This is a genomic window from Bradyrhizobium sp. P3_C3 (assembly GCF_056402655.1).
In genome coordinates, this window is sequence record NZ_JBFUGY010000002.1 from 342285 (window position 1) to 365385 (window position 23101).

The 23101-nt window shown below is 64.3% G+C and carries 21 protein-coding genes and 2 pseudogenes; 10 read left to right on the plus strand and 13 right to left on the minus strand.

All coding sequences use genetic code 11. From position 1 onward, the window contains the following. Positions 1-81: 81 nt before the first annotated feature. Positions 82-678, minus strand: a complete 597-nt coding sequence (locus AC1DW2_RS04125; protein WP_247316363.1) for a bifunctional transcriptional activator/DNA repair enzyme AdaA — start codon at positions 676-678, stop codon at positions 82-84. A gap of 133 nt (positions 679-811) precedes the next feature. On the opposite strand from AC1DW2_RS04125, the pseudogene AC1DW2_RS04130 reads away from it, so the two are divergent. Further along, positions 812-1207 (plus strand): annotated as a pseudogene (locus tag AC1DW2_RS04130) (EamA family transporter); the annotation flags it as partial. A gap of 594 nt (positions 1208-1801) precedes the next feature. Here AC1DW2_RS04130 and AC1DW2_RS04135 read toward each other — a convergent pair. Next, the gene (locus tag AC1DW2_RS04135; RefSeq protein WP_477005314.1) at positions 1802-2125 is read right to left on the minus strand and encodes an antibiotic biosynthesis monooxygenase family protein; all 324 of its coding nucleotides are present in this window, start codon (positions 2123-2125) and stop codon (positions 1802-1804) included. Between the two features lie 534 nt (positions 2126-2659). Between AC1DW2_RS04135 and AC1DW2_RS04140 the strand changes: the two genes are divergently transcribed. From AC1DW2_RS04140 to AC1DW2_RS04150, 3 genes are all read left to right on the plus strand, one after another. Then, positions 2660-3046, plus strand: a complete 387-nt coding sequence (locus tag AC1DW2_RS04140; protein WP_441496855.1) for a VOC family protein — start codon at positions 2660-2662, stop codon at positions 3044-3046. Positions 3047-3145: 99 nt separating this feature from the next. Continuing rightward, the gene (radC, locus tag AC1DW2_RS04145) at positions 3146-3859 is read left to right on the plus strand and encodes a RadC family protein (protein ID WP_441496854.1); all 714 of its coding nucleotides are present in this window, start codon (positions 3146-3148) and stop codon (positions 3857-3859) included. Between the two features lie 278 nt (positions 3860-4137). Beyond that, the gene (locus AC1DW2_RS04150) at positions 4138-7062 is read left to right on the plus strand and encodes an autotransporter family protein (RefSeq protein WP_477005292.1); all 2925 of its coding nucleotides are present in this window, start codon (positions 4138-4140) and stop codon (positions 7060-7062) included. Positions 7063-7508: 446 nt separating this feature from the next. On the opposite strand, the gene AC1DW2_RS04155 is transcribed toward AC1DW2_RS04150, so the two are convergent. Then, on the minus strand, positions 7509-7760 hold the full coding sequence (locus tag AC1DW2_RS04155) for a hypothetical protein (protein ID WP_477005293.1): 252 nt from the start codon (positions 7758-7760) through the stop codon (positions 7509-7511). An 832-nt stretch (positions 7761-8592) separates the two neighbouring features. Between AC1DW2_RS04155 and AC1DW2_RS04160 the strand changes: the two are divergent. Both AC1DW2_RS04160 and AC1DW2_RS04165 read left to right on the plus strand, forming a co-directional pair. After that, positions 8593-8754: pseudogene (locus AC1DW2_RS04160) on the plus strand (JAB domain-containing protein); the annotation flags it as partial. Positions 8755-8781: 27 nt separating this feature from the next. Further along, positions 8782-9570: a bestrophin-like domain gene (locus AC1DW2_RS04165; RefSeq protein WP_477005294.1), complete on the plus strand. Its 789-nt coding sequence runs from the start codon at positions 8782-8784 to the stop codon at positions 9568-9570. A 30-nt stretch (positions 9571-9600) separates the two neighbouring features. Here the strand turns inward: AC1DW2_RS04165 and AC1DW2_RS04170 are convergent, their stop codons facing one another. The 3 genes from AC1DW2_RS04170 to AC1DW2_RS04180 form a co-directional block, all read right to left on the minus strand. Further along, positions 9601-10464 carry a DUF1444 domain-containing protein gene (locus AC1DW2_RS04170; protein ID WP_441496850.1) on the minus strand — a complete coding sequence of 288 codons (864 nt, stop codon included), beginning with the start codon at positions 10462-10464 and terminating at the stop codon, positions 9601-9603. A gap of 104 nt (positions 10465-10568) precedes the next feature. Continuing rightward, positions 10569-10889 (minus strand): glycine zipper domain-containing protein, encoded by a 321-nt coding sequence (locus tag AC1DW2_RS04175; RefSeq protein ID WP_441496849.1) that lies wholly within the window; start codon positions 10887-10889, stop codon positions 10569-10571. A 163-nt stretch (positions 10890-11052) separates the two neighbouring features. Further along, positions 11053-11427 (minus strand): hypothetical protein, encoded by a 375-nt coding sequence (locus AC1DW2_RS04180; protein ID WP_441496848.1) that lies wholly within the window; start codon positions 11425-11427, stop codon positions 11053-11055. A gap of 268 nt (positions 11428-11695) precedes the next feature. Here AC1DW2_RS04180 and AC1DW2_RS04185 point away from each other — a divergent pair, with 268 nt between their 5' ends. Beyond that, entirely contained in the window at positions 11696-13084 is a 1389-nt protein-coding gene (locus tag AC1DW2_RS04185; RefSeq protein ID WP_477005295.1) for a peptidoglycan-binding protein, read from the plus strand. A 14-nt stretch (positions 13085-13098) separates the two neighbouring features. Here the strand turns inward: AC1DW2_RS04185 and AC1DW2_RS04190 are convergent, their stop codons facing one another. From AC1DW2_RS04190 to AC1DW2_RS04220, 7 genes are all read right to left on the minus strand, one after another. Beyond that, positions 13099-14379 carry an RNA polymerase sigma factor gene (locus AC1DW2_RS04190; protein ID WP_085402673.1) on the minus strand — a complete coding sequence of 427 codons (1281 nt, stop codon included), beginning with the start codon at positions 14377-14379 and terminating at the stop codon, positions 13099-13101. 133 nt (positions 14380-14512) lie between these two features. Further along, positions 14513-14920, minus strand: a complete 408-nt coding sequence (locus AC1DW2_RS04195; protein WP_441496846.1) for a YciI family protein — start codon at positions 14918-14920, stop codon at positions 14513-14515. Positions 14921-15019: 99 nt separating this feature from the next. Further along, the gene (locus tag AC1DW2_RS04200; protein ID WP_441496845.1) at positions 15020-15712 is read right to left on the minus strand and encodes an AprI/Inh family metalloprotease inhibitor; all 693 of its coding nucleotides are present in this window, start codon (positions 15710-15712) and stop codon (positions 15020-15022) included. After that, positions 15712-16701: a 2-hydroxyacid dehydrogenase gene (locus AC1DW2_RS04205; RefSeq protein WP_085402676.1), complete on the minus strand. Its 990-nt coding sequence runs from the start codon at positions 16699-16701 to the stop codon at positions 15712-15714. Before AC1DW2_RS04205 ends, AC1DW2_RS04200 begins: the two co-directional genes overlap by 1 nt. Then, positions 16701-17519, minus strand: a complete 819-nt coding sequence (locus tag AC1DW2_RS04210) for an ABC transporter permease (RefSeq protein ID WP_038942786.1) — start codon at positions 17517-17519, stop codon at positions 16701-16703. The genes AC1DW2_RS04205 and AC1DW2_RS04210 overlap by 1 nt, the downstream gene beginning before the upstream one ends. Continuing rightward, the gene (locus tag AC1DW2_RS04215) at positions 17516-18331 is read right to left on the minus strand and encodes an ABC transporter ATP-binding protein (protein ID WP_063980698.1); all 816 of its coding nucleotides are present in this window, start codon (positions 18329-18331) and stop codon (positions 17516-17518) included. The genes AC1DW2_RS04210 and AC1DW2_RS04215 overlap by 4 nt, the downstream gene beginning before the upstream one ends. 10 nt (positions 18332-18341) lie before the next feature. After that, positions 18342-19364, minus strand: a complete 1023-nt coding sequence (locus AC1DW2_RS04220) for an ABC transporter substrate-binding protein (RefSeq protein WP_085402695.1) — start codon at positions 19362-19364, stop codon at positions 18342-18344. Positions 19365-19503: 139 nt separating this feature from the next. On the opposite strand from AC1DW2_RS04220, the gene AC1DW2_RS04225 reads away from it, so the two are divergent. The 3 genes from AC1DW2_RS04225 to AC1DW2_RS04235 all read left to right on the plus strand — a co-directional run bounded on the left by AC1DW2_RS04225 (position 19504) and on the right by AC1DW2_RS04235 (position 23077). Then, positions 19504-20310 (plus strand): creatininase family protein, encoded by an 807-nt coding sequence (locus AC1DW2_RS04225; RefSeq protein WP_477005296.1) that lies wholly within the window; start codon positions 19504-19506, stop codon positions 20308-20310. 139 nt (positions 20311-20449) lie between these two features. Next, a complete protein-coding gene (locus AC1DW2_RS04230; RefSeq protein ID WP_063980696.1) occupies positions 20450-20713 on the plus strand; it encodes a hypothetical protein in 264 nt (87 codons plus the stop codon). 396 nt (positions 20714-21109) lie between these two features. Beyond that, positions 21110-23077: a carbohydrate porin gene (locus AC1DW2_RS04235; RefSeq protein WP_441496844.1), complete on the plus strand. Its 1968-nt coding sequence runs from the start codon at positions 21110-21112 to the stop codon at positions 23075-23077. Positions 23078-23101: the final 24 nt, after the last annotated feature.

Consider the following 23101-nt stretch of genomic DNA (forward strand, 5'->3'; position numbering starts at 1 on the left):
AACGAATAGTCAATTATAAAATACGGCGACATTGCCCGCGACATGGCGGGAAGCAGATCGGGTGATGCCTGGCTCGGCGGCCTAGTGGCGACGCCGGAATGACGACGGCGGCCGCTTGTAGGTCGCGACAAATGCATCGTTGAATCTGCGAACGCTGCCGAAGCCGGCGGCGAAGGCGATCTCCGCCAATGTCATGCTGGTCTGGTCGATCAGACGCTTGGCTTCCTGCACACGGCGTGTCGCGGCGATCTCGCTCGGGCTCGCACCGGCGTGGCGCATGAACAGGCGGAGCAGATGGCGCGGTCCGACTCCCAGGACTTCCGCAAGGTCCATCATCGACGCGCGATCTAGGAATCCGTCATTGATCAGGCGCATCCCGCGCGCGACGGTGGTGGCCGTTCCCATCCAGGCCGGCGATCCCGGCGCGGTTTCCGGCCGGCAGCGCAGGCATGGGCGAAATCCGGCGCGCTCGGCGGCAGCGGCGGTCGCATAAAAGGTGACGTTCTCCGAGCGCGCCGGGCGAACCGGACAGACCGGCCGGCAATAGATGCGCGTCGAGCGAACGCCGGAGAAGAACAGCCCGTCGAACGCGCGTGCCCGCGCCAGCCGCGCCCGATCGCAGGTGTCCCAGTCGAGATGCGGCGGCAGCGTTTGCCGATGTGCCGAGCCTGTTGCCATGGCGGAAGAATAGTTTCATCGCAGCCCGCCGAGTAGCTGGAATCGGACTCGATCGGGCGATGAGGTCCGAATCCAGCCAGCCTGCGCCACCACGCCGGATCATGGTCCCGGTCCATCCCGGAGCAGATTCGCAATGCACACGCAGGCGCAACAAACGACGTCAGGACAAACCACCCTCACATTCGAGATCGGGCTCCTGCTCCTCCTCTCACTGATCTGGGGCAGCTCGTTCACGCTGATCAAGGTCGCAATCCCGACGATCCCGCCGTTCACGATGGTCGCCGCGCGCGTGACGATCGCGGCCATTCTCCTGATCGCGATCGCGCGCGCTCAGGGGCACGCTCTTCCGGCCCGGGGACCGGTGTGGGCGGCTTTCTTCGTGCAGGGGCTGCTGCAGAGCGCGCTGCCGTTTACCCTGATCAGTTGGGGCGAGATGCATATCGCAAGCGGTCTCGCCGGCGTGCTCAATGCGACCCCGCCGATGTTCGTGCTCGCGATCGCGATGATGACCGGACGCGGGCGGCAGGCGATCAGCAGCCGGAAGATCATCGGCGTCGCGCTTGGTCTTGCGGGCGTCGCGGTCACGATCGGAATCGATGCGCTGTCCTCCTTGGGCACGACGGCCCCGCTGGCGCAGGCCGCCGTGCTCGGCGCAAGCCTCTGCTACGCGCTCGCACCGATATGGGGGCAGCGGTTCTCCGGCTTTCCCGCCACCGTCACCGCGGCCGGCGCCATGAGCTGTGCCGCGATCCTCATGGTCCCTGCCGCACTCGTCCTCGAGCGACCCTGGACGCTGGCACCGACTTCGCACGCGGTCGCGGCCGTCGTCGGCCTCGCGGTGGTCTGCACGGCGCTCGCGATGGTGAATCTATTTCCGCTTGATCCGCACGCTCGGCCCACTCGGCGCAACCAGCGGCAGCTATCTGCGCGCGGGCTTTGCGGTGGCGCTCGGCACGGCATGGCTCGGCGAACGCTTCACCTGGTCGGCCCTTACAGGCATGACGCTCATTCTCGCCGGGGTCATCGCCATCACGATGCCCCAGCCGGCGCAGCGCCGTGGTCTCGAACAGTGACGGTGCCTGCGGGGCGGTCTCTTGGACCGCCCCCGAGTCGCCGTTGCAGATCAGGCGTGATTGACCTCGACGACCTCGCACAGGATCGTCTCGGCCTTCGACAGCGCCGCAAGGCTCCGGATGTACGGCGCAAATCGCGGATCCCGGCGAAAATTCTCGATGTCCCCTGCGCTTGCCCATTGCGAGTAGTTGATCGCGCGCCGGCCCTCCTTGCTGGCGTGGACGCTGGACGAGATGAACCCGGGCTGCTTGCTGAAGAAGGCCTCGGTGCCCTCCTTCAGCAACTGAACCAGCTTTTGCTGGTTGTCCGGCTCGACCGTGAAGACGTTGACGAGGGTCGTGACGTCGCTGCCGGTGCGAATGGTCGCTTCCATTTTCGAACTCCTGTTCTGGCTGTGGGACGGCGCCGCTTGCGCGACGAGCAAGACGCCCGCTCCGAGGCCGGTGGCAACGAAGGCACGACGCGACGGCTCAGGTCTGGTCCGGGACACTGATATTCTCCTGTTGCGGAAGATCGGCTGGCCACTCGACCGGCCAACAGCGCTGAGACGAACGAGGCAGCAGAACGAAGACAGCTGGTGTGAAATTTTTTCTCGACGGCTCAATCGCCCCGAGCGTAGGCGGCGCCGGGAATCCGGGCCGGCAACATCCTGACCGGCTCCCGGCGTTGCCGATGCGCGCGAACTCTGCTACCCGGAGCGCGCCGAAAAAGGCATGGCCGGATTGGTAAGCCCGGCCTGTTCCTGACTTGCCAGGAATTCTGCCACCGTCTCCACGGTAGGACCCACGGCCGGACAGAGTGACGCGATCGTCACGCTGCTCGGCAGGTCATGTCATCGTGTCATCTCGGCCGCCGTTCAGTGTGGAATCTCGTTCTGTCCGTTCCTTCACCTGAACGGAGCCCACCTATGCGACTGCAACATCTCAACCTCGTGACCTCGGACGTCACCGCGCTTGCCGCCTTCTTCGAGCGCTTCTTCGGCTTTGCACCCTATGCCTCGCGTGGCGAAGCCCTCGTCGTCCTGCGCAACAAGGAGGATTTCGTCCTGACCGTGATGCGCGGCAGGACGGGCGAGCCGGCCGACTATCCCGCCAATTTCCATATCGGCTTCTACTACGACGAGGCGGCCGAGGTGGAAGCCAAGCACGCCGAGCTAAAGGCCGCGGGCCTCAACCCGAGCAGGATCGCCTTCATGGACCGTGGCGGCGGCGCGCGCGTCCCGCACTTCTATGTCACCGCGCCGGGCCATGTCCTGGTCGAGGTCTGCACCCCGCCGGGAGGGCTTTCGCCGTAGGCGGACGACGAGGCACCGGCCGTCGTGCCAATGAGCGAGCCGCCAGGGCCGGACACTTCCCGGTTGCAAAACACGCGCCGTACGGCATGGTTATGCCTGATGCCCGCCAAGACCGACCACGACAAGAGCAAGCCCGAGGACGCGCCGCACTATCACGGCCATCGCGAACGGCTGCGCGAGCGCTTCTACAGCGCCGGCGCGGATGCGCTCAGCGATTACGAGTTGCTGGAGATGGCGCTGTTTCCGGCGCTGCCGCGGCGCGACACCAAACCGCTGGCCAAGACGCTGATCAAGATTTTCGGCTCGTTCGCCGAGGTCGTCCACGCCCCGGTGGCGCGCTTGCGCGAGGTCGACGGCATCGGCGAAGCCGCGATCCACCAGCTCAAGCTGATCGCGGCGGCAACGCACCGCGTCGCCAAGGGCGAGGTCAACAGCCGCAACGCGCTGTCGTCCTGGAACGAAGTGATCGATTATTGCCGCTCCAGCATGGCCTTTGCCGACAAGGAGCAATTCCGCCTGCTCTTCCTCGACAAGCGCAACCAGCTCATCGCCGACGAGGTGCAGCAGACCGGCACCGTCGACCACACCCCGGTCTATCCGCGCGAGGTGATCAAGCGCGCGCTGGAATTGTCGGCGACCGCGCTGATCCTGGTGCACAATCACCCCTCAGGCGATCCCTCGCCGTCGCAGGCCGATATCCAGATGACGAAGGCGATCATCGACATCGCCAAGCCGCTGGGAATTGCCGTGCATGACCACATCATCGTCGGCAAACAAGGTCACGCCAGTCTGAAGGGACTGAAGCTGATCTAAACGACGTCCCCTCTTGGGGGCTAAAGCGGACCTTACCGCGAACCTCGCCAAACGACGCGATTGCCCCAGAGCAGTCATCAATCCCGCCGGCAACTCGAGGTTGTCCAGAGAGCACGGCGTGGATCCGTTGGATCAGCATTGTTGTCCCATGCGTGACTCGTAAGCGACAGCGGTCGGGATAATGGATTGCTGCCGCGATCGCCACAGATGCGGCGTCTTCGCACAACAATTCTGGTGCTCGTTGCCTTTCGCGATCGCGTGTGATCGGGCGCAACAAAATGGAACTGCGCAAGCCTTTGCGATTACTTGCCGGTCAGGCGCCGCGTCGGCACCCTCTGCGAGCACGGGTGCTTTCCGTTGTTCTGCCTTGCGTGATTATCATCGCCGCACCGCAAGCGGCCCGCGCTCAATGTACAACTGATCCTGTCAACGGCGGCATCCTTCAGAACGGCGGAACCTGCGTAGCCAATAGTCCGGTGAGCACCGGTTTCAACATCGCGGTCAGCGCGTTGAACGGCGCAAACGTGACGACCAATGGCACGGTGACGGCCAATGGTGGTGGAACAGGAATCCAGGCCACCACCAACGCCACGGTCACCGCAAACGCAAATGTAACCGCCGCCAGCACTGGCCTGATTGCGAACACCGGCGGCACGATCATCATTAATGCGATCACCCTGGCGAATTCTGGCGGCGGCGGCGCGGCCATGATCGCCACCACCGGCACGATCATCGCAAATAGCACGACCGTGAATTGGAACGGCGGCGCCGCGGTCGGGGTGGGCGGGGTAGTGCAGGCCACGGCGGGAGGTCTGATTCAATTCACACCTGGCTCGTCGATCAATCTCAGCGGTGGCTTCGGCAAGTTGATGACCGCCGACGGTGCGACAAGCCAAATCATCGCCAATGGTCTTTCCGTGAACATGGGTGCTTCGGGCGGCATGACCGCGGCTACGGCGCAGAACGGGGGGAGTATCCAGCTTGCGAGCGGCAGCAGCATCACGTTCGCCGGAGGCGGCGGGAATACCGGCCTATCGGCAACAGGGGCCAACAGTTCGATCACGGCGACCGATCTGAGCTTGTCGGTAGGTAATGGCGGTGGTGATGTCGGTGTGAACGCCGCGTCCGGGGGCCAGGTGACGTTGACGCGCGGCTCCGTTACCGTTCCCGGCATTGGCGGCGGGGAGATAGGACTTCGGGCGACGGGGGCGAACAGCCTGGTTACCGCAAACGATGTGGTCGTCAGCGTGACGGGAGGCGGTGGAAACGCTGGAGTGAATGCGACGACTGGCGGCACCGTTACGACGAGTGGTGGCTCGGTGTCCGTCGTCAACGGCGCGGGCGGGCTGCTGCAGAACGGCGGCAACGTAACTATGACCGGAACCGACGCGACCGCGTCAGGAAATGGCGGCTTCGGCTTTCTGTTCAACGGTACCGGAAACACGTTGCAGTACAGCAACGCCACCATCGTGGCCAGCGCCGCCTCCTTCTCGGTGCAGGGCGCCGCGGCCAACATCAGTCTTAGTAATGCCGTCGCAGTAACAAATAACAACACCCTGCTCGAAACGGTGTCTGGAGCCAGCACGACGTTCAACGCACAGGCATCGACCTTGCGAGGGGTGATCACGACGGCGGCCGGCGGCATCAGCACAGTCACCCTTGCGCAGAATACCGTCTGGACGATGACGGGCAATTCGAACGCAACCAACCTGACCAACAACAGCAGTGAGATCATCTTCACCCCGCCGACCGCGGACCCCACACAACTGTCGAGCTACAAGACGCTGATTGCGAATAACTATGGGGGCGCAGGCGGCTCGATCACGCTCAATACTTTTCTCGGCAACGACACTTCGCCATCCGACAGGTTGGTCATTAACGGCGGCGCAGCGACGGGCTCGACAGCGCTCAGAGTATTGAACACGACCGGTCCCGGCGATCAGACCGTTGCGAACGGCATCCTTTTGGTGCAGACCGTCAACAACGCCACCACGGCGCCCGGCGCTTTCTCACTCGCCGGCGAGGTGCGCGGCGGCGCTTATGATTACTTCCTGTTTCGCGGCGGCATTAACGGCAATGCGCCCCAGGATTGGTTTCTGCGCTCGACTTTCGATTCGGGGCCGACACCCCCGGACCCGCCGATTATCCCGCCGCCGATCCTGCCGCCCGATCCGCCTCCGGACGGGCTGCCGCCCGGCACCTACCCAATCATCGGGCCTGGACTTGCAACCTACGGGTCCGTTCAACCTATGGCCCGGCAAATCGGCCTCGCCACGCTTGGTACGCTCAACCAGCGAGTCGGCGACACGATGACATTGTTGAATGCGGGTACCGACCCTGATGGCTGGGGCCGGTCAGACTGGGCGCGCGTTTTCGGTCAGCAGATCAACGGCCACTACCAGGCCTTCGCCGACCCGCGCACCGATGGCTGGCTGGCGGGCTTCCAAGGCGGAATCGATCTCTGGCGCGGCAGCACCATCCCCGGTCACCGCGACTCTGCTGGACTTTACTTCGCCTATATCCAGGCGCGGGCCGACGTGACCGGGCTGGTCACAAACCCGGCGGCCACTGGCTACATGCTCACCCACACCGGGACCAACGACATCCAGGCTTACTCGGCCGGCGGCTACTGGACACACTACGGTCCGACCGGCTGGTACCTCGACGCGATCCTGCAGGGGACGCTCTATCGTGGCAACGCGACGACGCAATTCACGCAATTGCCGCTCAAGGGCGCCGGCTTCGTTGCTTCGCTGGAGACGGGCTATCCAATCCCGATGCCGCTTGGCCCAGGCTTCGTGCTCGAGCCGCAGGCCCAGATCATCTGGCAACGGGTCTCGTTCGACGAAGCCAATGACGGTCTGGGCCCGGTCGGGCTGGGCACGACGTCGGGTCCGATCGGACGGCTCGGCCTGCGCGGGCAGTGGAATACCACGAGCAGCAACGGGATGCTCTGGCAGCCTTATGCAGGCATCAATTACTGGCGCAGCTGGGGCGCKGGAGCGGACACCACTTTTGGCATCGATCAAGTGCTGCTGCTGCAGAAGATGCAGACGGTCGAAACCTTCGTCGGCTTCACCGGCAAGCTCGACAAGAGCTATAGCGTCTATGCTCAATTCGGTTATCAATTCGACGTCGGCAGCACGGTCAACGCGGGCCCGCAAGGCGCCAAAGGCACCGCGGGCATACGCTACAGCTGGTGAATATGGTTCCATCAAGCTGCTTGCGATCTCTACGCGCAGCGAGGCCCGCATTCCGCGGCCTGCCGTATACACTATGTGCATGTCCGGATGCGGCCCTGTTTGAGACATGCCGACCGACCTTGAGAATGTCCGCGAACCGAGGAAGACCGGAAGTGGCCAGCGCACAAGGCAGGCCGCTTCCATGCGGCCGTCTTCGCTTGGTCACGAATGACCCGGAATGGCAGCCTACAACGCGCCGATCGCCTCGGCTAAAGCATGATCCGGAAAAGTGCGCAGCGGTTTTCCCTCGCGACAAACGCGGAGCGCGTTTGCGCGGAGATCATGCTCAAACAACAACCTAAAGCGCGATGACGATTCATCCCAATCTCATCGCGCTTTAGGCAAGATGACTGGCCAGCCGGAAGGTCTCTCAGCGAGCTCGGCAGGGCGGGCCGATGATCACTTCCTTACGGCAGCGACCCTCTAAGGTCCGCGACACCAAAATCTACCGTGGCTCCGCCACCGTTCTCAGAAGTCGTCTGGGTGCGGGCCTCGCTGTGCGCTGACACAGCGATGACCCGGTCGCCTTTCTTCTCCGCCAGTCCGACATTTCGAGCGAGGATCGCGCCAAGCAAAAGCATCGTGACCATCAGCCCGCTCACGGACGCAGTCACATAAACATTGTACCAATTGCGCATCACTACACCACCCATGCGCATCGCCCCCGCCCGATGCAACATGCGTCGTTGAGTCGTTAGGCGATTTGGTGGCGCGGCAGTGGCGTTCTGGAGTTCACCTCACTTGTTACGCGGTGGCGGCCACTCGTTGCAGGTTCGTGGCGAGCGGATTGCTTTGAGCAGCCTTTCCTGTGGACCGCCGCACTTCCATCACAGGAGGCAGCATGGACTCAGGCATACTCCGAAATTGCGCGGCTTGCTCTCCCGGCCGCGCGGATCTGGCCTGGAGCCCCGGCTGGTAAGGTCGGGGCTCTCTTTGGAGCGGCTCTCTGAGACCGTTCAGCTTGGCCTCGGGCGGCGGTCTTCGTTCTGCCAGTCGCCTAAGCCACTAACCCGATCACTAGCTCCGTCAGAACTGCTGACGTTGCCATCCGCTTCCGGGATTTCAGCGCTGTTGGTCTGGATCAGAAATAGCTGTTTCTGCATCTCGACGAGGCGCACGCGGCTATATTGCCACCGGATAAAGCCGCAGCCGCGCCGTGCTAATTGTTGCGCGCAGCTCAAATGACGACAATTCCGGGCTGCATCGTGCGCGTCGGACTGAAGCATCACTTGCGCTGATCTGTTTACGGCGACTTCCGCTTCTGGCCCGTCTCGGACCTCACGACGCCGAAGCAGAATGTCCGCCACTGAGGTGAGAGCTGAAGTCCGCTGATGGTCCCTAGTGAGTGAAATGGCTTATAAAGGCGCTTCCACGTGTTAACGTGATCATCACGAACGATCACTGCTTACAGTCCCCTGTCTACGTCCCCTGCTACTACCCCACCTAAAAAATCTATTGTGTGTTCAACGCATTACGTGAAGCGATAGATTCATCCACAACCACCCCTCGGGCGATCCCTCACCCTCGCAGGCCGACATCCAGATGACGAAAGCCATCATCGACATCGCAAAGCCGCTCGGCATCGCGGTGCACGACCACATCATCGTCGGCAGAAGCGGGCATGCCAGCCTGCGCGGGATGCGGTTGATCTAGAGCCTCAAATCAGATGACAAGGACACAATGAGCGACTGGCTGCACAATCTGCCGGTGCCCGTGATGGCGCTGGTGATCTTTGGATTCACGTACCTGCTCGCGGCGGCCATCTTCGCAGGCATCGCGAGGGCTGCGACGGAGAAGCGCGCGAAGTCGCTGAAGGCGATCTCGCCGGGCATGCTGCCGGTGCTCGGCATCATCTTCGGCCTGTTCGTCGCCTTCATCGCCGCGCAGGTCTGGGGCGACAGCGACCGCGCCAGCGCCGCGGTGAGCCGCGAGGCCAGTGCGCTACGCAGCGCCGTGCTGCTGGCCGCCGGCTTGCCGGCGGAGCAGGAGACGAAGCTCCGCGGCCTAGTGCGCGACTATGTCGGCCAGGCCGTCGCGGTGGAATGGCCGATGATGGCGCATCAGGAAGTGTCGCTGAAGGTCACGCCGCCGGCACTTGCCGAAGCCCTGCAGTTCGTCGTCGCGATGACGCCGCAAGGCCCGGGGCAGGCGAATGTGCAGCGCGAGCTCATCGCCGCGCTGGAGCAGGCGCTGGACGCGCGGCGGCAGCGGATCATCGTCAGCCTCGCCGCGGTGAACCCGGTCAAATGGTGGTGCCTGTATCTCCAGGCGGCCTGCGCCCTATTGGTGATCGGCCTTGTTCATTGCGACAACCGGCTGGGATCGGCGATCGCGATGGGCCTGTTCGCCACCGGCGTCGCCACCTCCGTGCTGCTCATCGCTGCGCACGACCGGCCGTTCGCCGGCCAGATCTCGATCCAACCGGAGCCGCTGCTCCAGATCATGCCGGCAGACCCCGGCAAGAGTTGAGCAGAGCGGCTTGCCCCGCGAGAGAGCATCTCACCGGACGAACTGCCACCCCTTCGGCGTCCAGCGCAGCAGCGTGCCGGACAGCGGCTTCGGCGCGCGCGCCATCATGTTCCTGGCCAGCGTCCGCAGCGCGTCGATCGCGGCACTGCTGTCTTCGCTTGCATAGAGCACGAGATCGGCCGACGGCGCCGCGACGATCAGGACACCGCCCTGGGCCTGCGCGAGCGGCGCCCAGCTGTCGACCAGCGCGAGCCGGCTGGTCTGATAATAGTCCCCCGTCAGCGTGCCGAATTGTCCTGACGGGACCGCTTTTGCGACCGTCGTGAGCGGCTTCACGCTGCTGCGCAGATTGGCGATGGCGATGTCGAAGACCTGGTCCTGCGTCAAGCCGAGCGCGGCACGATCCTTGTCGTTGAACACCCTGACCGCCCGCGGCGAGTCCAGCACCGGGACGATCACCAGCCCCTCCGCCAGGGGCCGCGTCAGCGCCGGGCCGCGCGCATCGACCTCCCGAAGCGCCTGCCGCATGTAGTCAGCCGAGCGTACGACCACGCGAAGGGCTGCTCGGGTCGGCGGATCGTTCCGGCTGCTCGCCGTTGCCTTGACGCCGCTGACATAGGCGCCGATCTCCCTGGCGCAGCCGCCGGTGTTGGCCTTGCAGAAGGCGTAGATGCGGTCGAGGTTGGTTTGCAGAGGGCCGACCGACAGCGTCAGCGGTCCCTTGATCACGACCGGGGTGTCACGCATCTCGGCGCGGATGCGCTCGGCCACGAAAGCCGTAAACGCCGGTTCGTCGGCTGGAATCTGTTGCGCCCGGGCAGTCCCGGCCCCGACCAGATCGCTGGCCACGACCGCGGCGATCAGCCACCGGCATATGCGAGATCGGATGCTCATGCGAACCACCGGCTCGGGAGAGCGGCTCGCCGGCCGATACTCACCCCTCCGCGTCCAATCTACTGCCGGCCGCCATCGATCCTGCGACGCCGGCGGCTGATCGATCAATAGCAATAGCGTTGGCTGACCCGGACGTAATAGCCGTCGGGACGCTGCATGTAGCAGCCGCGCTGATAGGCGTAGTAGCCGGAGCGGCGACGCTCGCCCTCGGAGGCGATCGCAGCGCCCGTGCCGGCACCGACGACCGCGCCGATTGCAGCGCCGCGTCCGCCGCCGATCGCGCCGCCGAGGATCGCCCCGCCGACACCGCCGATGATCGCGCCGCCGATGGCATCCTGGGCCGCAGCCTCATGCGCCGGCATCACCATCGCGACCGTCAGACATGCCGCGATTCCAAAACTTCCAATGCGAAGACCTCGAAGCATGCTCGCTCTCCCTGTGATGAGCCAGTCATAGCGACGGAAGCGGATTCGGACCAGACAAATAGCCGGCGGCGCGGCTCACGACGCTGCGCGATGGCGCCGGAGGCGCAGCGCGAAGACGGCTCAAACCATGCCGCGAGCGATGCACAGGCCGGCCAATCGGACGTCAGGGATAGATCCAGCGCTGCACGGCCTCGGCGGTATCGGCCGGCGTGGAGTTGAAGCAGATCGCGGCGTCAGGCGCCAGTTGATGGACGAGGTTGAGCACCTTCTCGAACAGCAGCAGGCGCTCCTTCGGTTCGCGCAGGCCCGCGCCGATCACGATGCAGTCGAAGCGCTCGTCGCGCATCGCGGCCGTGACGCCGGCTTCCGCGGTCGCGTCGAGATCGATCAGGCAGCTCGTGACCTCGTAACCGAGATCACGCAGGCGCAGCAATTGCGCTTCGATATGATGGCGCACGAGCTCCGGCGTGAGCTGCGGAAATGCGCTGTAATCCGCACTGCCGGGTTCGATGCCGATCGCGAGGACGCGCTTGGCCATGCAGGGCTCCCTACCGCATCGTCTAAAATGCTAACGGACGAACGACCATGCCGGTTCCCCCACTGCCGGGGCGCGCTGCCGGCGAAGGCGCGGGTCCGATCCTGCGGCACATTTTCCCGCCCAGGCTGTAAGCCATTTCACATGCGCCGGGCCGGCAACCTGCCACATTTGCCGGAAGATCACGTTGGAGTCACACCCGATCACGGCACCTGGTCCATATCTGACTTGCACGAAATTTCGATAATTCATCAATTTTCGGGAGCGGAAGATGGTCTCATTCGAGAGTCTGAAAAGCGAGTACGAGCGGAATTGGGCCGATCTCGAGATCCGGCCTTCCCGCCTCGGCGACGCGAATGGCGTCGCGCGCAAGGCGATCAACGGCAAGGCGACCTATCAGCAGATCGAGCGGTTGACCGGAGTCCCCTGGTATTTTGCCGCGCTCTGCCACTACCGCGAATCCAACTTCGATTTCGACACCTATCTCGGCAACGGCGAAACGCTTCATCGCGTGACGACCATCGTTCCGAAGGGGCGCGGCCCCTTTACCACGTTCGTGGACGGCGCCGTGGACGCGTTCAGAATCGAGAACTTCATCGGCGCCCACGACTGGGGCATCGCGCGGATGCTGTTCCGGCTCGAGGCGTTCAACGGCTTCGGCTATCACTCGAAGGGCTGCAATTCGCCCTACCTCTATGGCGGTTCGACACTGTACGGCCCGCCCGAGGCGAGGGCCGGCAAATTCGTCCGCGACCACGTGTTCGACTCGAACCACGTCGATTCCCAACTCGGCACGGCGGTGATCCTGCATGCGATGATGTCGCTCGATTCCTCGATCACCCTCGACGGTAGCCCGCAATTCGCCGGCCGCACCGAGCCCGAGGACGATGCCGCGTCGACGATTGTTCTGATGCAGCAGGCGCTCAACAAGCTCGGCGCCAATCCGCCGCTCGTCGAGGACGGCATCAGTGGACCGAAGACCGGGGCCGCGGTCTCGCAGTTTCAGCAGCAGAACGGCCTGAGGGATACCGGGCTTCTCGACGGGGCCACGGTCGCGGCGCTCACGCGTGCAACGCAGGCGGGAGGCTCCCTGCCGAGTGGCGATATTTCCAAGGTCCTGAAGCGGCTGGAAGACCTCGCACAGTTGCTGCGACCGGCAGCCGGCGGCGTAACACCGGGAACGACGACACCGGGCAATACGCTGCCCGCCACCAACGATCCGATCAGCCTGTTCGAACGGCTCTTCTCCCTCATCAACAAGACGGCGCCCGTGCCAGGACCGGTCAGTCCGACCAACCCGGCCCCCGTCGATCAGTTGAAGCAGGTCGTCGACCTGCTCAGCACCTTGCTCAACAAGGACGGCAAGCCCATGCTCGGCCAGGTCAACGGCGCGCTCGGCGAGACCATCGGCAAGCTGCTCGACGGCAAGAAGACGGCACTTGGCATCGGCGGCTCGGTGCTCACTGCGCTGCTCTCTTCGGTGACCGCGAGCCCGAATGCAGGCGGTATTGCCGGACTGCTCGGAACGATCGTATCGGCGGTGCCGGGCCTCGGCCAGTTCGCGATGCCGATCTCGCTGGCGCTCACGGCCTGGGGCGTGCTCGGCAAGTTCGAGAAGTGGGCGCAAGGCACCGCGCCGCCGCCGAAGCCGACGACGTAAAGCCGTTTGCGTCTTCAGCCGTCGGCATTGGCAATAGCTGCCGCACGCCGCTCCATCAACACGCGCTCGCGCGCATTGTTCGCGAGACGTGCGGCGGTCTCGAACGATAATCGCGCCTCGGCGAAGCGGCCGAGCTTCTCCAGGAGGTCGCCGCGGACGGAATGGAGATGGTGGTAGGCCCCGAGCGCCGGTTCGTCAGCGATCATGTCCACGAGATCGAGACCGGCCTGCGGCCCTTCGGCCATGCCAAGCGCGACCGCCCGGTTGAGCTCGATCACCGGCGAGCGCACCAGCGCCGCAAGCTGGCCATAGAGCTCCGCAATGCGGCGCCAGTCGGTGGCAGCGGCCGTCTCCGCCGTCGCGTGACACGCGACGATCGTGGCCTGCAGCGTGTAGAACCGGCCGGCACCACCGAGCTCGCGCGCGCGATCGAGCGCGCGAAGGCCGCCACCAATCTGGCGCCGGTCCCAGAGCCTGCGGTCCTGGTCCATGAGCAGGATGGGCTCGCCATCGATGCCGGTGCGCGCCTGCTTCCGCGCGGCATTCAGCTCCATCAGCGCCATCAGACCGTGGACCTCGGGCTCGAGGGGCGCGAGCCCGACCAGCACCCGCCCCATGCGCAGAGCCTCGTCGCAGAGCTGCGGCCGCAGCCACTCCTCGCCGCCTGAGGCCGAATAGCCCTCGTTGAAGATCAGATAGACGACCTCGAGCACCGAGGCGAGACGCTCCGAAAGCGCCTCGCCGCCCGGGATCTCGTAGCTCAGGCCCGACCGCGACAGCGTGCGCTTGGCGCGGACGATGCGCTGGGCGATGGTTGCCTCCGTGACCAGGAAGGCGCGCGCGATCTCGTCGGTGGTCAGGCCGCAGATCATGCGCAATGCCAGCGCCGCGCGGGCCTGCCGCGGCAGCAGCGGGTGACAGGCCGTGAAGATCAGCCGCAACCATTCGTCACCGATATCGTCGTCGAGGGCGGCGTCGAAATCCGGCATCGCGTCCTGCTCCTGCATCAGCTCGTGCGTCAGCAGGTCCTGCTTGCGGGTGAGCATTTTTGCCCGGCGCAGATGATCGAGCCCGCGGCGCTTGGCCGTCGCAACCAGCCAGGCGCCGGGATTGTCCGGCACCCCGCTGTGCGGCCACGCTTCCAGCGCTGCGACCAGAGCGTCCTGGGTCAATTCCTCCGCCAGCGGCACGTCGCGCAGCATGCGCGACAGCGTGGCGATCAGCCGTGGCTGCGCGACGCGCCAGGTTGCGTGAATCGCGGCGCGGATCGCGTGATCGATGTCGGCGGTCGTCATCGCCGCCGACCAGAGCCCTTTCCGTTCCGATGGAATCGGAACGGGGCTCTAGATTCTTGTTTTGACGCGTTTTCTTGACGCGAAACGGTATTCACTTCGCGAGAAAACGCTCCAGGACGAGCGGTGGTGTCCATCAGGCGTGGGCAGCCACCCTGGACTGCGCGTCGACCTCGCAGGCCATGTCGGCGCCCGGCGTGGCGAATGCCCGTAATTCGCAGGTCCCCTCCCAGCCCGGCATGTGATCGAGATGCAGCTGCATGAATTCCTTCGCCATGGCCACGGCTTCAGCCTTGTCGCGCAGCTCGAAAATGGCATAGCCGCCGATGACTTCCTTGGCCTCGACGAAGGGGCCGTCGATGACGCTGAGTTCGCCGTCGACGATTCGCACCCGTGCGCCGGTCGCAAGCGGCATCAGGCCGCCATTGTCGATCATTCGACCGGCCTTGATCTCCCGCTCGGATATGTTCTGCATAGCCTCCATCAGCGCCGGGCTCGGGGCAGCCATCGGCTGGCTGGAGGTGACGATGTACATGAAGCGCATGAAAAACTCCCTTGGCGAGCAGCAGCCGCTCCGGCTGCAAACCGGCTCGCTATGGATGTGACGATTGAGCCTTGGCTAAATCGACATCGACCGGAAGAATTATTGCCGCAGCATGATCAGGGGATCGGCGGTATCGGGGACGCGCCGCCATTGCGCGTTGTCATCGGCCTCGAACTGCCAGGCCTCGCCTGATTTCGACATCAGGACGATCTGGCCGCGCTCGAGCCGCCATTGCGCCGGATTGAACTGAGCAATCGCCGGATCGCATTTCGGCTTGACGAAGACCTGGAAATTGTCCGGCCCGGCTTCGGTGTTGGTCAGCGTCAGCCCGCACACCGGCTGGCCGTTGCCGCGCACCATCGACCAGTCGCCGATCATCTGGTCCATCGACTTGGCCATCGAGCGGGCGGCGGCGAGGTCCTGGAGGATGTAGACGCCCTCGCCCTGCCGCAGGCCTTCGAAGATGCCGGCCTCGACCTCGGTGAAGTCGATCACGGCTTCACCGGTCGCGTCCTGCAAACGAACGATGTCGAGACCCCTGACGCTCCAGGCGACGATGTCCTTCGTAAAGGGCAGCGTGGTCTTGCAGGCCGGCTCCAGCTCCAGCTTGAACCCCTGCCCCGCGGCATCGCCTTTCATCGTGACGACGCAGGTCTTGCTGCGCTCGGTGGTCGAGAGCTCCCACTGCCCAGGCATCGTCTTCTTCAGGGTCGTCGCATCCTGCGCATGCGCGATGCCGATCGCGGCCACGCAGGCCGCGACGGCGAATGCAACGACCCGAAGACCTCTCATCAGCGCCCCTTGAACGGCGTTTCCGCAACCGGCGTCAACGGCGCCTTGCCGGCGAACCAGGACTTGAGGTTGTCGACCACGAGCTGATCCATCGCGTTGCGCGTCACCACCGACGCGGAGCCGATATGCGGCAGCAGCACGACGTTCTGCATGGTCTTGAGCTCGTCCGGCACGCTCGGCTCGGCCGCGAACACGTCGAGGCCGGCGGCGAGGATGGTGCCGGACTTGAGCGCCTGGACCAGCGCCGCCTCGTCGACCACCGAGCCGCGCGCCACGTTGACCAGCACGCCGCGCGGACCGAGCGCCTTCAGCACCTCGGCATTGATCATCTTGTTGGTCGAGGCGCCGCCGGGCACGATCACCATCAGCGTGTCCACCGCCTTCGCCATCTCGATCAGATCGGGATAGTGCTTGTAGGAGACGTCCTTCGACGGATTGCGGGAGTGGTAGACCACCGGCACCAGCGAGGCATCGAGCCGGCGCGCAATGGCCTGGCCGATCCGGCCCATGCCGACGATGCCGACCTTGCGGTCGCGCAGCGAGCCGACGCTGAGCGGATAGTTCTGCGTCTGCCAGAGGCCGGAGCGGACGTAGCGGTCGGCCTTGATGAACTCACGCACGGTGGAGATCAGAAGACCCATCGCGACGTCGGCGACCTCCTCGGTCAGCACGTCGGGCGTGTTGGTGACGATGATGTTGTGCTCGGCCGCGTATTTGGCGTCGACGTGGTCGTAGCCGACGCCGAAGCTCGCCACCATCTCGATCTTGGGCAATTGCGACAGCGAGTCCCTGTCGGCACGCACGGTGTGATAGGTCACCGCCACGCCGCGGATCTTTTCGCGGATCGCCGGTGTCAGCCGCTCGAGATCGCCCCGGGTCTCCGCCTTGTGCACGACGAAATGATCGGAAAAACCGTTGTCGAGAATTGGCCGCACCGGCCCATAGATCAGAAGGTCGATCTTTTCGGACGAAATCGAACCGGTAGTCATCAGTTTTCCTTTCCAAGCGCGCTCTCGTGCCAGCGCCGTAAAACGAGGTGGGAAACTAGCGCCAGCACCCCATAGATGACAATCCCGGCCAACGACAACAGCAGCAGCGCTGCGAACATGCGGGGTATGTTCAATCGATAGCCGGATTCGGCGATCCTGTAGGCGAGCCCGGAGCCCGCGCCGGCGGTGCCGGCCGCGATTTCGGCCACAACCGCGCCGATCAGCGACAGGCCGCCGGCAATGCGCAGGCCCCCGAGGATATAGGGCAGCGCCGCTGGCAGCTTCAGGAAGCGCAGGGTTTGCGGCGGCGAGGCGCCATAGAGCTGGAACAGGCCGGCAAGGTTGCGATCGACCGAATTCAGCCCGAGCGTGGTGTTGGACAGCACCGGGAAAAAGGCAACGATGAAGGCGCAGACGACGACCGCGGTCTGCTGCTCCAGATAGATCAGGAGCAGCGGTGCAATCGCGATGACAGGAGTCACCTGGAGGACGATTGCATAGGGGAATAGCGAATATTCCACCCATTTCGACTGGTTGAACAGCAGCGCCAGCGCGATGCCGCCGATGCTGGCGGCGACAAAACCTTCGAGCGTGGTCAGCAGCGTGGTCGCGAGCGATTGTGACAGCACCGCCCAGTCCTTGATCAGCGTCAGGAAGATGACGGAGGGTGCTGGCAGAACGTAAGGCGGGATGTCCTTGATGCGGACGACCAGTTCCCAGGCCGCGAGTCCGGCCGCGAACACGATGACGGGAAGCACGAAGCGCATCGCGCGTTGCGCGCCGGATGGTTTTGCGGTAACGGCAGCTTGCGCGTTCATAGCATCGATTGCCCCGAATAGGACGGCGCCAGCGCGGCCGACACTTTCCGGCAATAATTGGAATAGGCGGCCGAGGTCCGAAACTCCTCACCGCGCGGCTCGACCGTCTCGATGCGGATATCGGCCTGGATGCGGCCGGGCCGCGCGGTCATGACCACGACCCGCTGCGACAGGTAGACGGATTCGAACACCGAATGGGTGACGAAGATGACGGTCTTGCCCAGGGCTCGCCACAGCGCGAGCAGGTCGTTGTTGAGGCGAAAGCGCGTGATCTCGTCGAGCGCGGCGAACGGCTCATCCATCAGGAGGATATCAGGGTCGGTGACGAGCGCACGCGCCAGCGACACCCGCATCTTCATGCCGCCGGAGAGCTCGCGTGGGAAAGCATCGGCGAAATCGGCAAGACCCACGCTGGCCAATGCCTCATCGGCCCGCGCGCGCGCCTCCGCCTTCGGAACGCCTGCGAGCCTCAAGGGCAGCCGCACATTCTCGCGCACGCTGGTCCAGGGCATCAGCGTCGGCTCCTGGAACACGAAGCCGATGCCATGACCCGGCAGCACATCGCCCTCGTGGCGCGCCACCCGCACGATGCCGGACGATGGCGCGCTGAGCTCTGCGATCAGGCGCAGCGCAGTGGACTTGCCGCAACCGGACGGGCCCAGCAGCGAGATGAACTCGCCCTTGCGAACGGCAAGGTCGAGCGGGCCGAGCGCCATGACGCCATTGTCATACGCCTTCGTCACGCCGCGCAGGCTGACGGCGAGAGCCGTCAGTCCGGCCTCGACCCCGGACGAGCTTTTGACGGATGACATGGACCTTGCGCTACGGCTTGCTCGGGCGCAGCTCGACGCCGACGCCCTTGTTGACGAAGCGCAGCGTATAGGACTTGCGGAAGTCGAGATCCGCCTTCACGACGCCGGCCTTCACCATCTTGTTGAAGAAGGACGTGTAGCGCTCGTCGCTCATCGCGCCGATGCCGTTCTTCAAGGACTCGCCGGAATCGACGATGCCGTATTCCTTCATCTTGGCGACGGAATAGGCGAGCAGCTCGTCGGTCATCTCCGGGTTGAGCTTCTTGATCATGGCATTGCCCGCGGAATTGTCGCGGTAGATGTAATTGTACCAGCCGACCATGGAGGCATCGACGAAGCGCTGCACCAGGTCCGGCTTCTTCTCGACCATGTCGCGGCGCGTCTCGATCAGGGTCGAATAGGTGTTGAAGCCGTAATCGGCAAGCAGCAGCACATTCGGCTTGAAGCCGGCGGCCTTCTCGACCGCGAAGGGCTCGGAGGTGACGTAGCCCTGCATCGCGCTCTTGGGGTTGGCGATGAAGGGCTGCGGATTGAAATTGTAGGGACGGACGTTCTTCTCGTTGAAGCCGTATTCGGACTTCAGCCACTGGAAGTAGCTGGTCATGCCCTCCTTGGAGACGAACAAGGTCAGCGGCTTGAGATCCTCGATCTTGGCGACCTTGGCGTCCGGCTGCGTCAGCATCACCTGCGGATCCTTCTGGAAGACCGCTGCGATGGTGACGACGGGGACGTTATTCGCCACCGCGTCGAACGACATCAGCGTGTTCGCGGCCATGAAGAAATCGATCTTGCCGGCGATCAGCAGCATCCGGTTGTTCTCGTTCGGACCGCCGGGAACGATGGTGACGTCGAGCCCGTATTTCTTGTAGGTGCCGTCGGCGACCGCCTGGAAGAAACCGCCATGCTCGGCCTCGGCGACCCAGTTGGTGCCGAAGGTGACCTTGTCCAGCGTCTCGGCGCGCACCGGCGCGAGAGAGACGAAAGCGGCCATCAAGCTCGCCGTTAACGCTCGCCGCAGATGAGAGGGGGTCATGATGGCACTCCGTCGATCGTGGCTGGCCGATGTGAAGGCAACGCGATAGAACCGCATGAAGTTCGGGGACGCGAGCCGGCCAGGCCCGCGTCCCCTGATAACCCCAAAATACGCGACAAATTCGGGCAAAGAAACCACGATGACGCCGCCTCGCGACTGGATCGACATCAACTGGGCCGATGGGAGCCTTGCGGACGTGTCGCGCTGGATCGCGGTGCTGCCGCTGGCGGCGACCGAGCAGCACGGCCCGCATCTGCCGCTCGAGACCGACGTGCTGATCGCGGACGCGTATCTCGCGCGCGTGCGCGAGCTGTTGCCCGCAAATGTTCCGGCGACGTTCCTGCCCGTTGAACCGGTCGGGATTTCCACCGAGCATATCGACTATCCGGGCACGCAGACGCTGCCGACCGAGGTGGCGCTGAAGCGATGGACCGCAATCGGCGAGGACATCGCGCGGCGCGGCGTGAAGAAGCTCGTCATCATGACCAGCCATGGCGGCAACAGCGCGGCAATGATGCTGGTCGCGCAGGATCTTCGCGCGCATCACAAGCTCTTTGTGGTGACGACGTCGTGGTCGCGGCTGTCGGGCGCGGAGAAACTGTTCCCGGCCGATGAGGTGCGCCACGGCATTCACGGCGGCGCCGTCGAGACGTCGATCATGCTGGCACGCTATCCCGATCAGGTGCGCAAGGATGCGATCGCGGATTTTCCCGCGAGCAGCATCGCCATGGAAAAGCAGTATCGCTGGCTGTCGACACAGCGRCCCGCGCCGTTCGCCTGGCAGGCGCAGGATCTCCACACGAGCGGCGCGATCGGCAACGCGACGCTGGCCGTCCCCGAGAAGGGTGCGCAGCTGCTCGATCAGGGCGCGGCGGCTTTCTGCGAGCTGCTGGCCGAGGTCGATAACTTCGACGTGAACAGGCTCGCCAAAGGGCCTCTCGGCTAGCTCGCATCCGACTGGAATCATTCAGGAAACATCCTGGCTGCACGCCCGCTTTTGCGGGATTCGAACCGGACGCGACAAGCCTCCGTCCAACTGGGCACGCGGACCACAACGGACCGCCTCAACCCGGATGGAGTTTCACATGTCGATCAAGACCAGGATTGCCGCCGTCGCGCTCGCTGCCCTCGCCGTCACCGGCAGCATCGTGTCCACCACCTCCTCGGCCGAAGCCAAGCAGCCCGGCTGGGTCTGGGGTGTGGGTGCCGGCATCGCCACCGCCGCCGTCGTCGGCTCCGCGATCGCCGCCAGCAACGACCCCTATTACTACGGCTATCACCGCTGCGGCTGGGTCGCCCAGTACAACGCCTTCGGCCAGTACGTCGGCCGCGTTCGTACTTGCTACTGATTTGAGTACCTGAGGCCGATCTCACGTGGATCCCGCGTTCGACACGGGCGCCTCATCCACCCCGTGTCGTGCCCCCGACCCGCCCGGCTGTCCCCCCGGGCGGGTCATTCATTTTGGACCTGAGAATTTGTTGCAGCTTCGTCACACAAGAGTGCGAACCATCCGCTGCAGCAATCCGTGCCAGTTGCTATTGCGAATTAATCGCAATAAGGTTTGTAACAAGCACAGGGGCTTGGGAAGAAATCGCGTCGAATCGGGATCGTCTGGTCCGATCGCGTGAACAACCAAGACTTCGTGACAGGGTCGCCGCGAATCTGCAGGGATATCGCGGCGAATAGGACACATTCGCGTTTGGGGGCGTGCGTTTTGAAGTTGAGAGGTCACCGACACCGGTATTTGCGAACGGCCGCGGCGATTGCCTCGGGCGTGCTGGCTTTTCCCGCCGCCGTACACGCGGCCGATCTGCCGCTGAAGGCGCCGGCGCTGAAAGCGGTCTATGACTGGACCGGCCTCTATATCGGCGCGCATGCCGGCTACAGCCGTGGCTCGTCCAGCTTCGCGCTGAACGACGGCACCGCGATCAACGGCAGCGGCGTCTTCAGCGGCATGATCGGCGGCGTGCAGGCCGGCTACAACTACCGGCTCAACTCCGGCTGGCTCGTCGGCGTCGAAGGCGATTTTTCGTTTCCCAATTACATCACCTCCAACTCGATCGTTTCCTTCCTCGCGACACCTGCCAACACGGTCATCCAGCAGTGGGACTACACCGCCAGCCTGCGCGGCCGCGTCGGCTACACCAGCGGTCCATGGCTCGTCTATGCCACCGGCGGCTTTGCGTGGATGGGCGAGCGCTATTTCGACACGCCGGCCGCGGGCGACGTCCCGAAAATCCTGAACACGCGGCCCGGCTGGATCGCGGGTGCCGGCATCGAATACGGCTTCGCGCCGCATTGGAGCGCACGGCTCGAATATCTCCATAGCCGCTTCGACGGCGCCAACGTCGCCTTCTCCACGGGGGCCCAATACACCTCCTCGCCGCTCGACTTCCAGTCGATCAGGCTCGGGCTCAACCGCAAGGTCGATTGGCCGGGCATGCCGAGCTACAATCCGAAGAGCTCCCTGATCGACACGGAATCGGATCGCTGGGAGATTCACGGTCAGAGCACTTATCTGCCGCAAGGCTATCCGTCGTTCCCCGCTCTCTACAGCGGAACAAACTCGCTCTCGCCTTCAACCCAGGCCAAGGCGACCTGGAGCAACAGCCTGTTCCTGAACGCGCGGCTGTGGGACGGCGGCGAGGTCTATTACAATCCCGAACTGCTCCAGGGATTTGGACTGAACGACACGGTGGGCGCGGCAGGCTTTCCCAACGGCGAAGCGCAGAAGTCGAACTTCCCCTATCCGCATTACAACACCTCGCGGCTGTTCGTGCGCCAGACGTTCGGCTTTGGCGGCGAGCAGGAAGAGCTCGCGAGCGGCCAATTGCAGCTTGCGCAGAAGGTCGACATTTCCCGGCTCACAGTGCAAGCCGGCAAGTTCGCGGTGATCGACGTGTTCGACGGCAATGCCTTTGCCAAGGACACCCGCAAGGATTTCATGAACTGGTCGCTGTGGGCGCCGGGCGCCTTCGACTATTCCGCCGACAAGGTCGGTCTCACCTATGGCGTCACCGCCGAGCTCAACCAGAAGCAATGGGCGCTGCGCGGCGGCTATTTCCTGATGGTCGCGGAGTCCAATTCGAATCATTTCGACACCAGGGTCGGGGAACGCGGTCAGTACGCGATCGAGCTGGAGACGCGGTTCTCGCTGCTCGGCCAACCTGGCAAGCTCAGGACCATGGGCTGGGTCGACAGCGCCAACATGGGCAGCTTCCGCGAGACGCTGGACAATCCTGCGCTCAATCTCGACATCGCGCAGACCCGCCGCGGCCGCCTCAAGGTCGGCTACGTCGTCAACCTCGAGCAGGCGATCACAGAGGATATCGGGCTGTTCGGCCGCTGGAGCTGGAACGACGGCAAGACCGAAACACTCGCCTTCACCGACATCAACAGCAGCCTAGCCGGCGGACTGTCGATCAAGGGCACGAAATGGGGCCGGCCTGACGACGTCGTCGGCATCGGCGGCGCGGTCAATGCTATCTCGCAGGATTATCGCGACTTCCTGGCCGCCGGCGGCCTCGGTGTTCTCATCGGCGACGGCGCTCTCAACTACCGCAAGGAGCGCATCCTTGAGGCCTACTATGCCTATTCGGTGAACAAGAACGTCACGCTGACCGCGGACTATCAATTGATCACAAACCCGGCCTATAACGCCGACCGCGGGCCGGTCTCGATCTTCTCGGGCCGCCTGCACGCAGAGTTCTAGCCCAAAATTCCAGCCCAAGGGCGG

Bases quoted from the DNA above. Each gene is read 5' to 3' on its own strand.
- AC1DW2_RS04125 (WP_247316363.1), bottom strand. From the start codon at position 678: ATGGCAACAGGCTCGGCACATCGGCAAACGCTGCCGCCGCATCTCGAC.
- AC1DW2_RS04135 (WP_477005314.1), bottom strand. From the start codon at position 2,125: ATGGAAGCGACCATTCGCACCGGCAGCGACGTCACGACCCTCGTCAAC.
- AC1DW2_RS04140 (WP_441496855.1), top strand. From the start codon at position 2,660: ATGCGACTGCAACATCTCAACCTCGTGACCTCGGACGTCACCGCGCTT.
- radC (WP_441496854.1), top strand. From the start codon at position 3,146: ATGCCCGCCAAGACCGACCACGACAAGAGCAAGCCCGAGGACGCGCCG.
- AC1DW2_RS04155 (WP_477005293.1), bottom strand. From the start codon at position 7,760: ATGCGCATGGGTGGTGTAGTGATGCGCAATTGGTACAATGTTTATGTG.
- AC1DW2_RS04165 (WP_477005294.1), top strand. From the start codon at position 8,782: ATGAGCGACTGGCTGCACAATCTGCCGGTGCCCGTGATGGCGCTGGTG.
- AC1DW2_RS04170 (WP_441496850.1), bottom strand. From the start codon at position 10,464: ATGAGCATCCGATCTCGCATATGCCGGTGGCTGATCGCCGCGGTCGTG.
- AC1DW2_RS04175 (WP_441496849.1), bottom strand. From the start codon at position 10,889: ATGCTTCGAGGTCTTCGCATTGGAAGTTTTGGAATCGCGGCATGTCTG.
- AC1DW2_RS04180 (WP_441496848.1), bottom strand. From the start codon at position 11,427: ATGGCCAAGCGCGTCCTCGCGATCGGCATCGAACCCGGCAGTGCGGAT.
- AC1DW2_RS04185 (WP_477005295.1), top strand. From the start codon at position 11,696: ATGGTCTCATTCGAGAGTCTGAAAAGCGAGTACGAGCGGAATTGGGCC.
- AC1DW2_RS04190 (WP_085402673.1), bottom strand. From the start codon at position 14,379: ATGACGACCGCCGACATCGATCACGCGATCCGCGCCGCGATTCACGCA.
- AC1DW2_RS04195 (WP_441496846.1), bottom strand. From the start codon at position 14,920: ATGCGCTTCATGTACATCGTCACCTCCAGCCAGCCGATGGCTGCCCCG.
- AC1DW2_RS04200 (WP_441496845.1), bottom strand. From the start codon at position 15,712: ATGAGAGGTCTTCGGGTCGTTGCATTCGCCGTCGCGGCCTGCGTGGCC.
- AC1DW2_RS04205 (WP_085402676.1), bottom strand. From the start codon at position 16,701: ATGACTACCGGTTCGATTTCGTCCGAAAAGATCGACCTTCTGATCTAT.
- AC1DW2_RS04210 (WP_038942786.1), bottom strand. From the start codon at position 17,519: ATGAACGCGCAAGCTGCCGTTACCGCAAAACCATCCGGCGCGCAACGC.
- AC1DW2_RS04215 (WP_063980698.1), bottom strand. From the start codon at position 18,331: ATGTCATCCGTCAAAAGCTCGTCCGGGGTCGAGGCCGGACTGACGGCT.
- AC1DW2_RS04220 (WP_085402695.1), bottom strand. From the start codon at position 19,364: ATGACCCCCTCTCATCTGCGGCGAGCGTTAACGGCGAGCTTGATGGCC.
- AC1DW2_RS04230 (WP_063980696.1), top strand. From the start codon at position 20,450: ATGTCGATCAAGACCAGGATTGCCGCCGTCGCGCTCGCTGCCCTCGCC.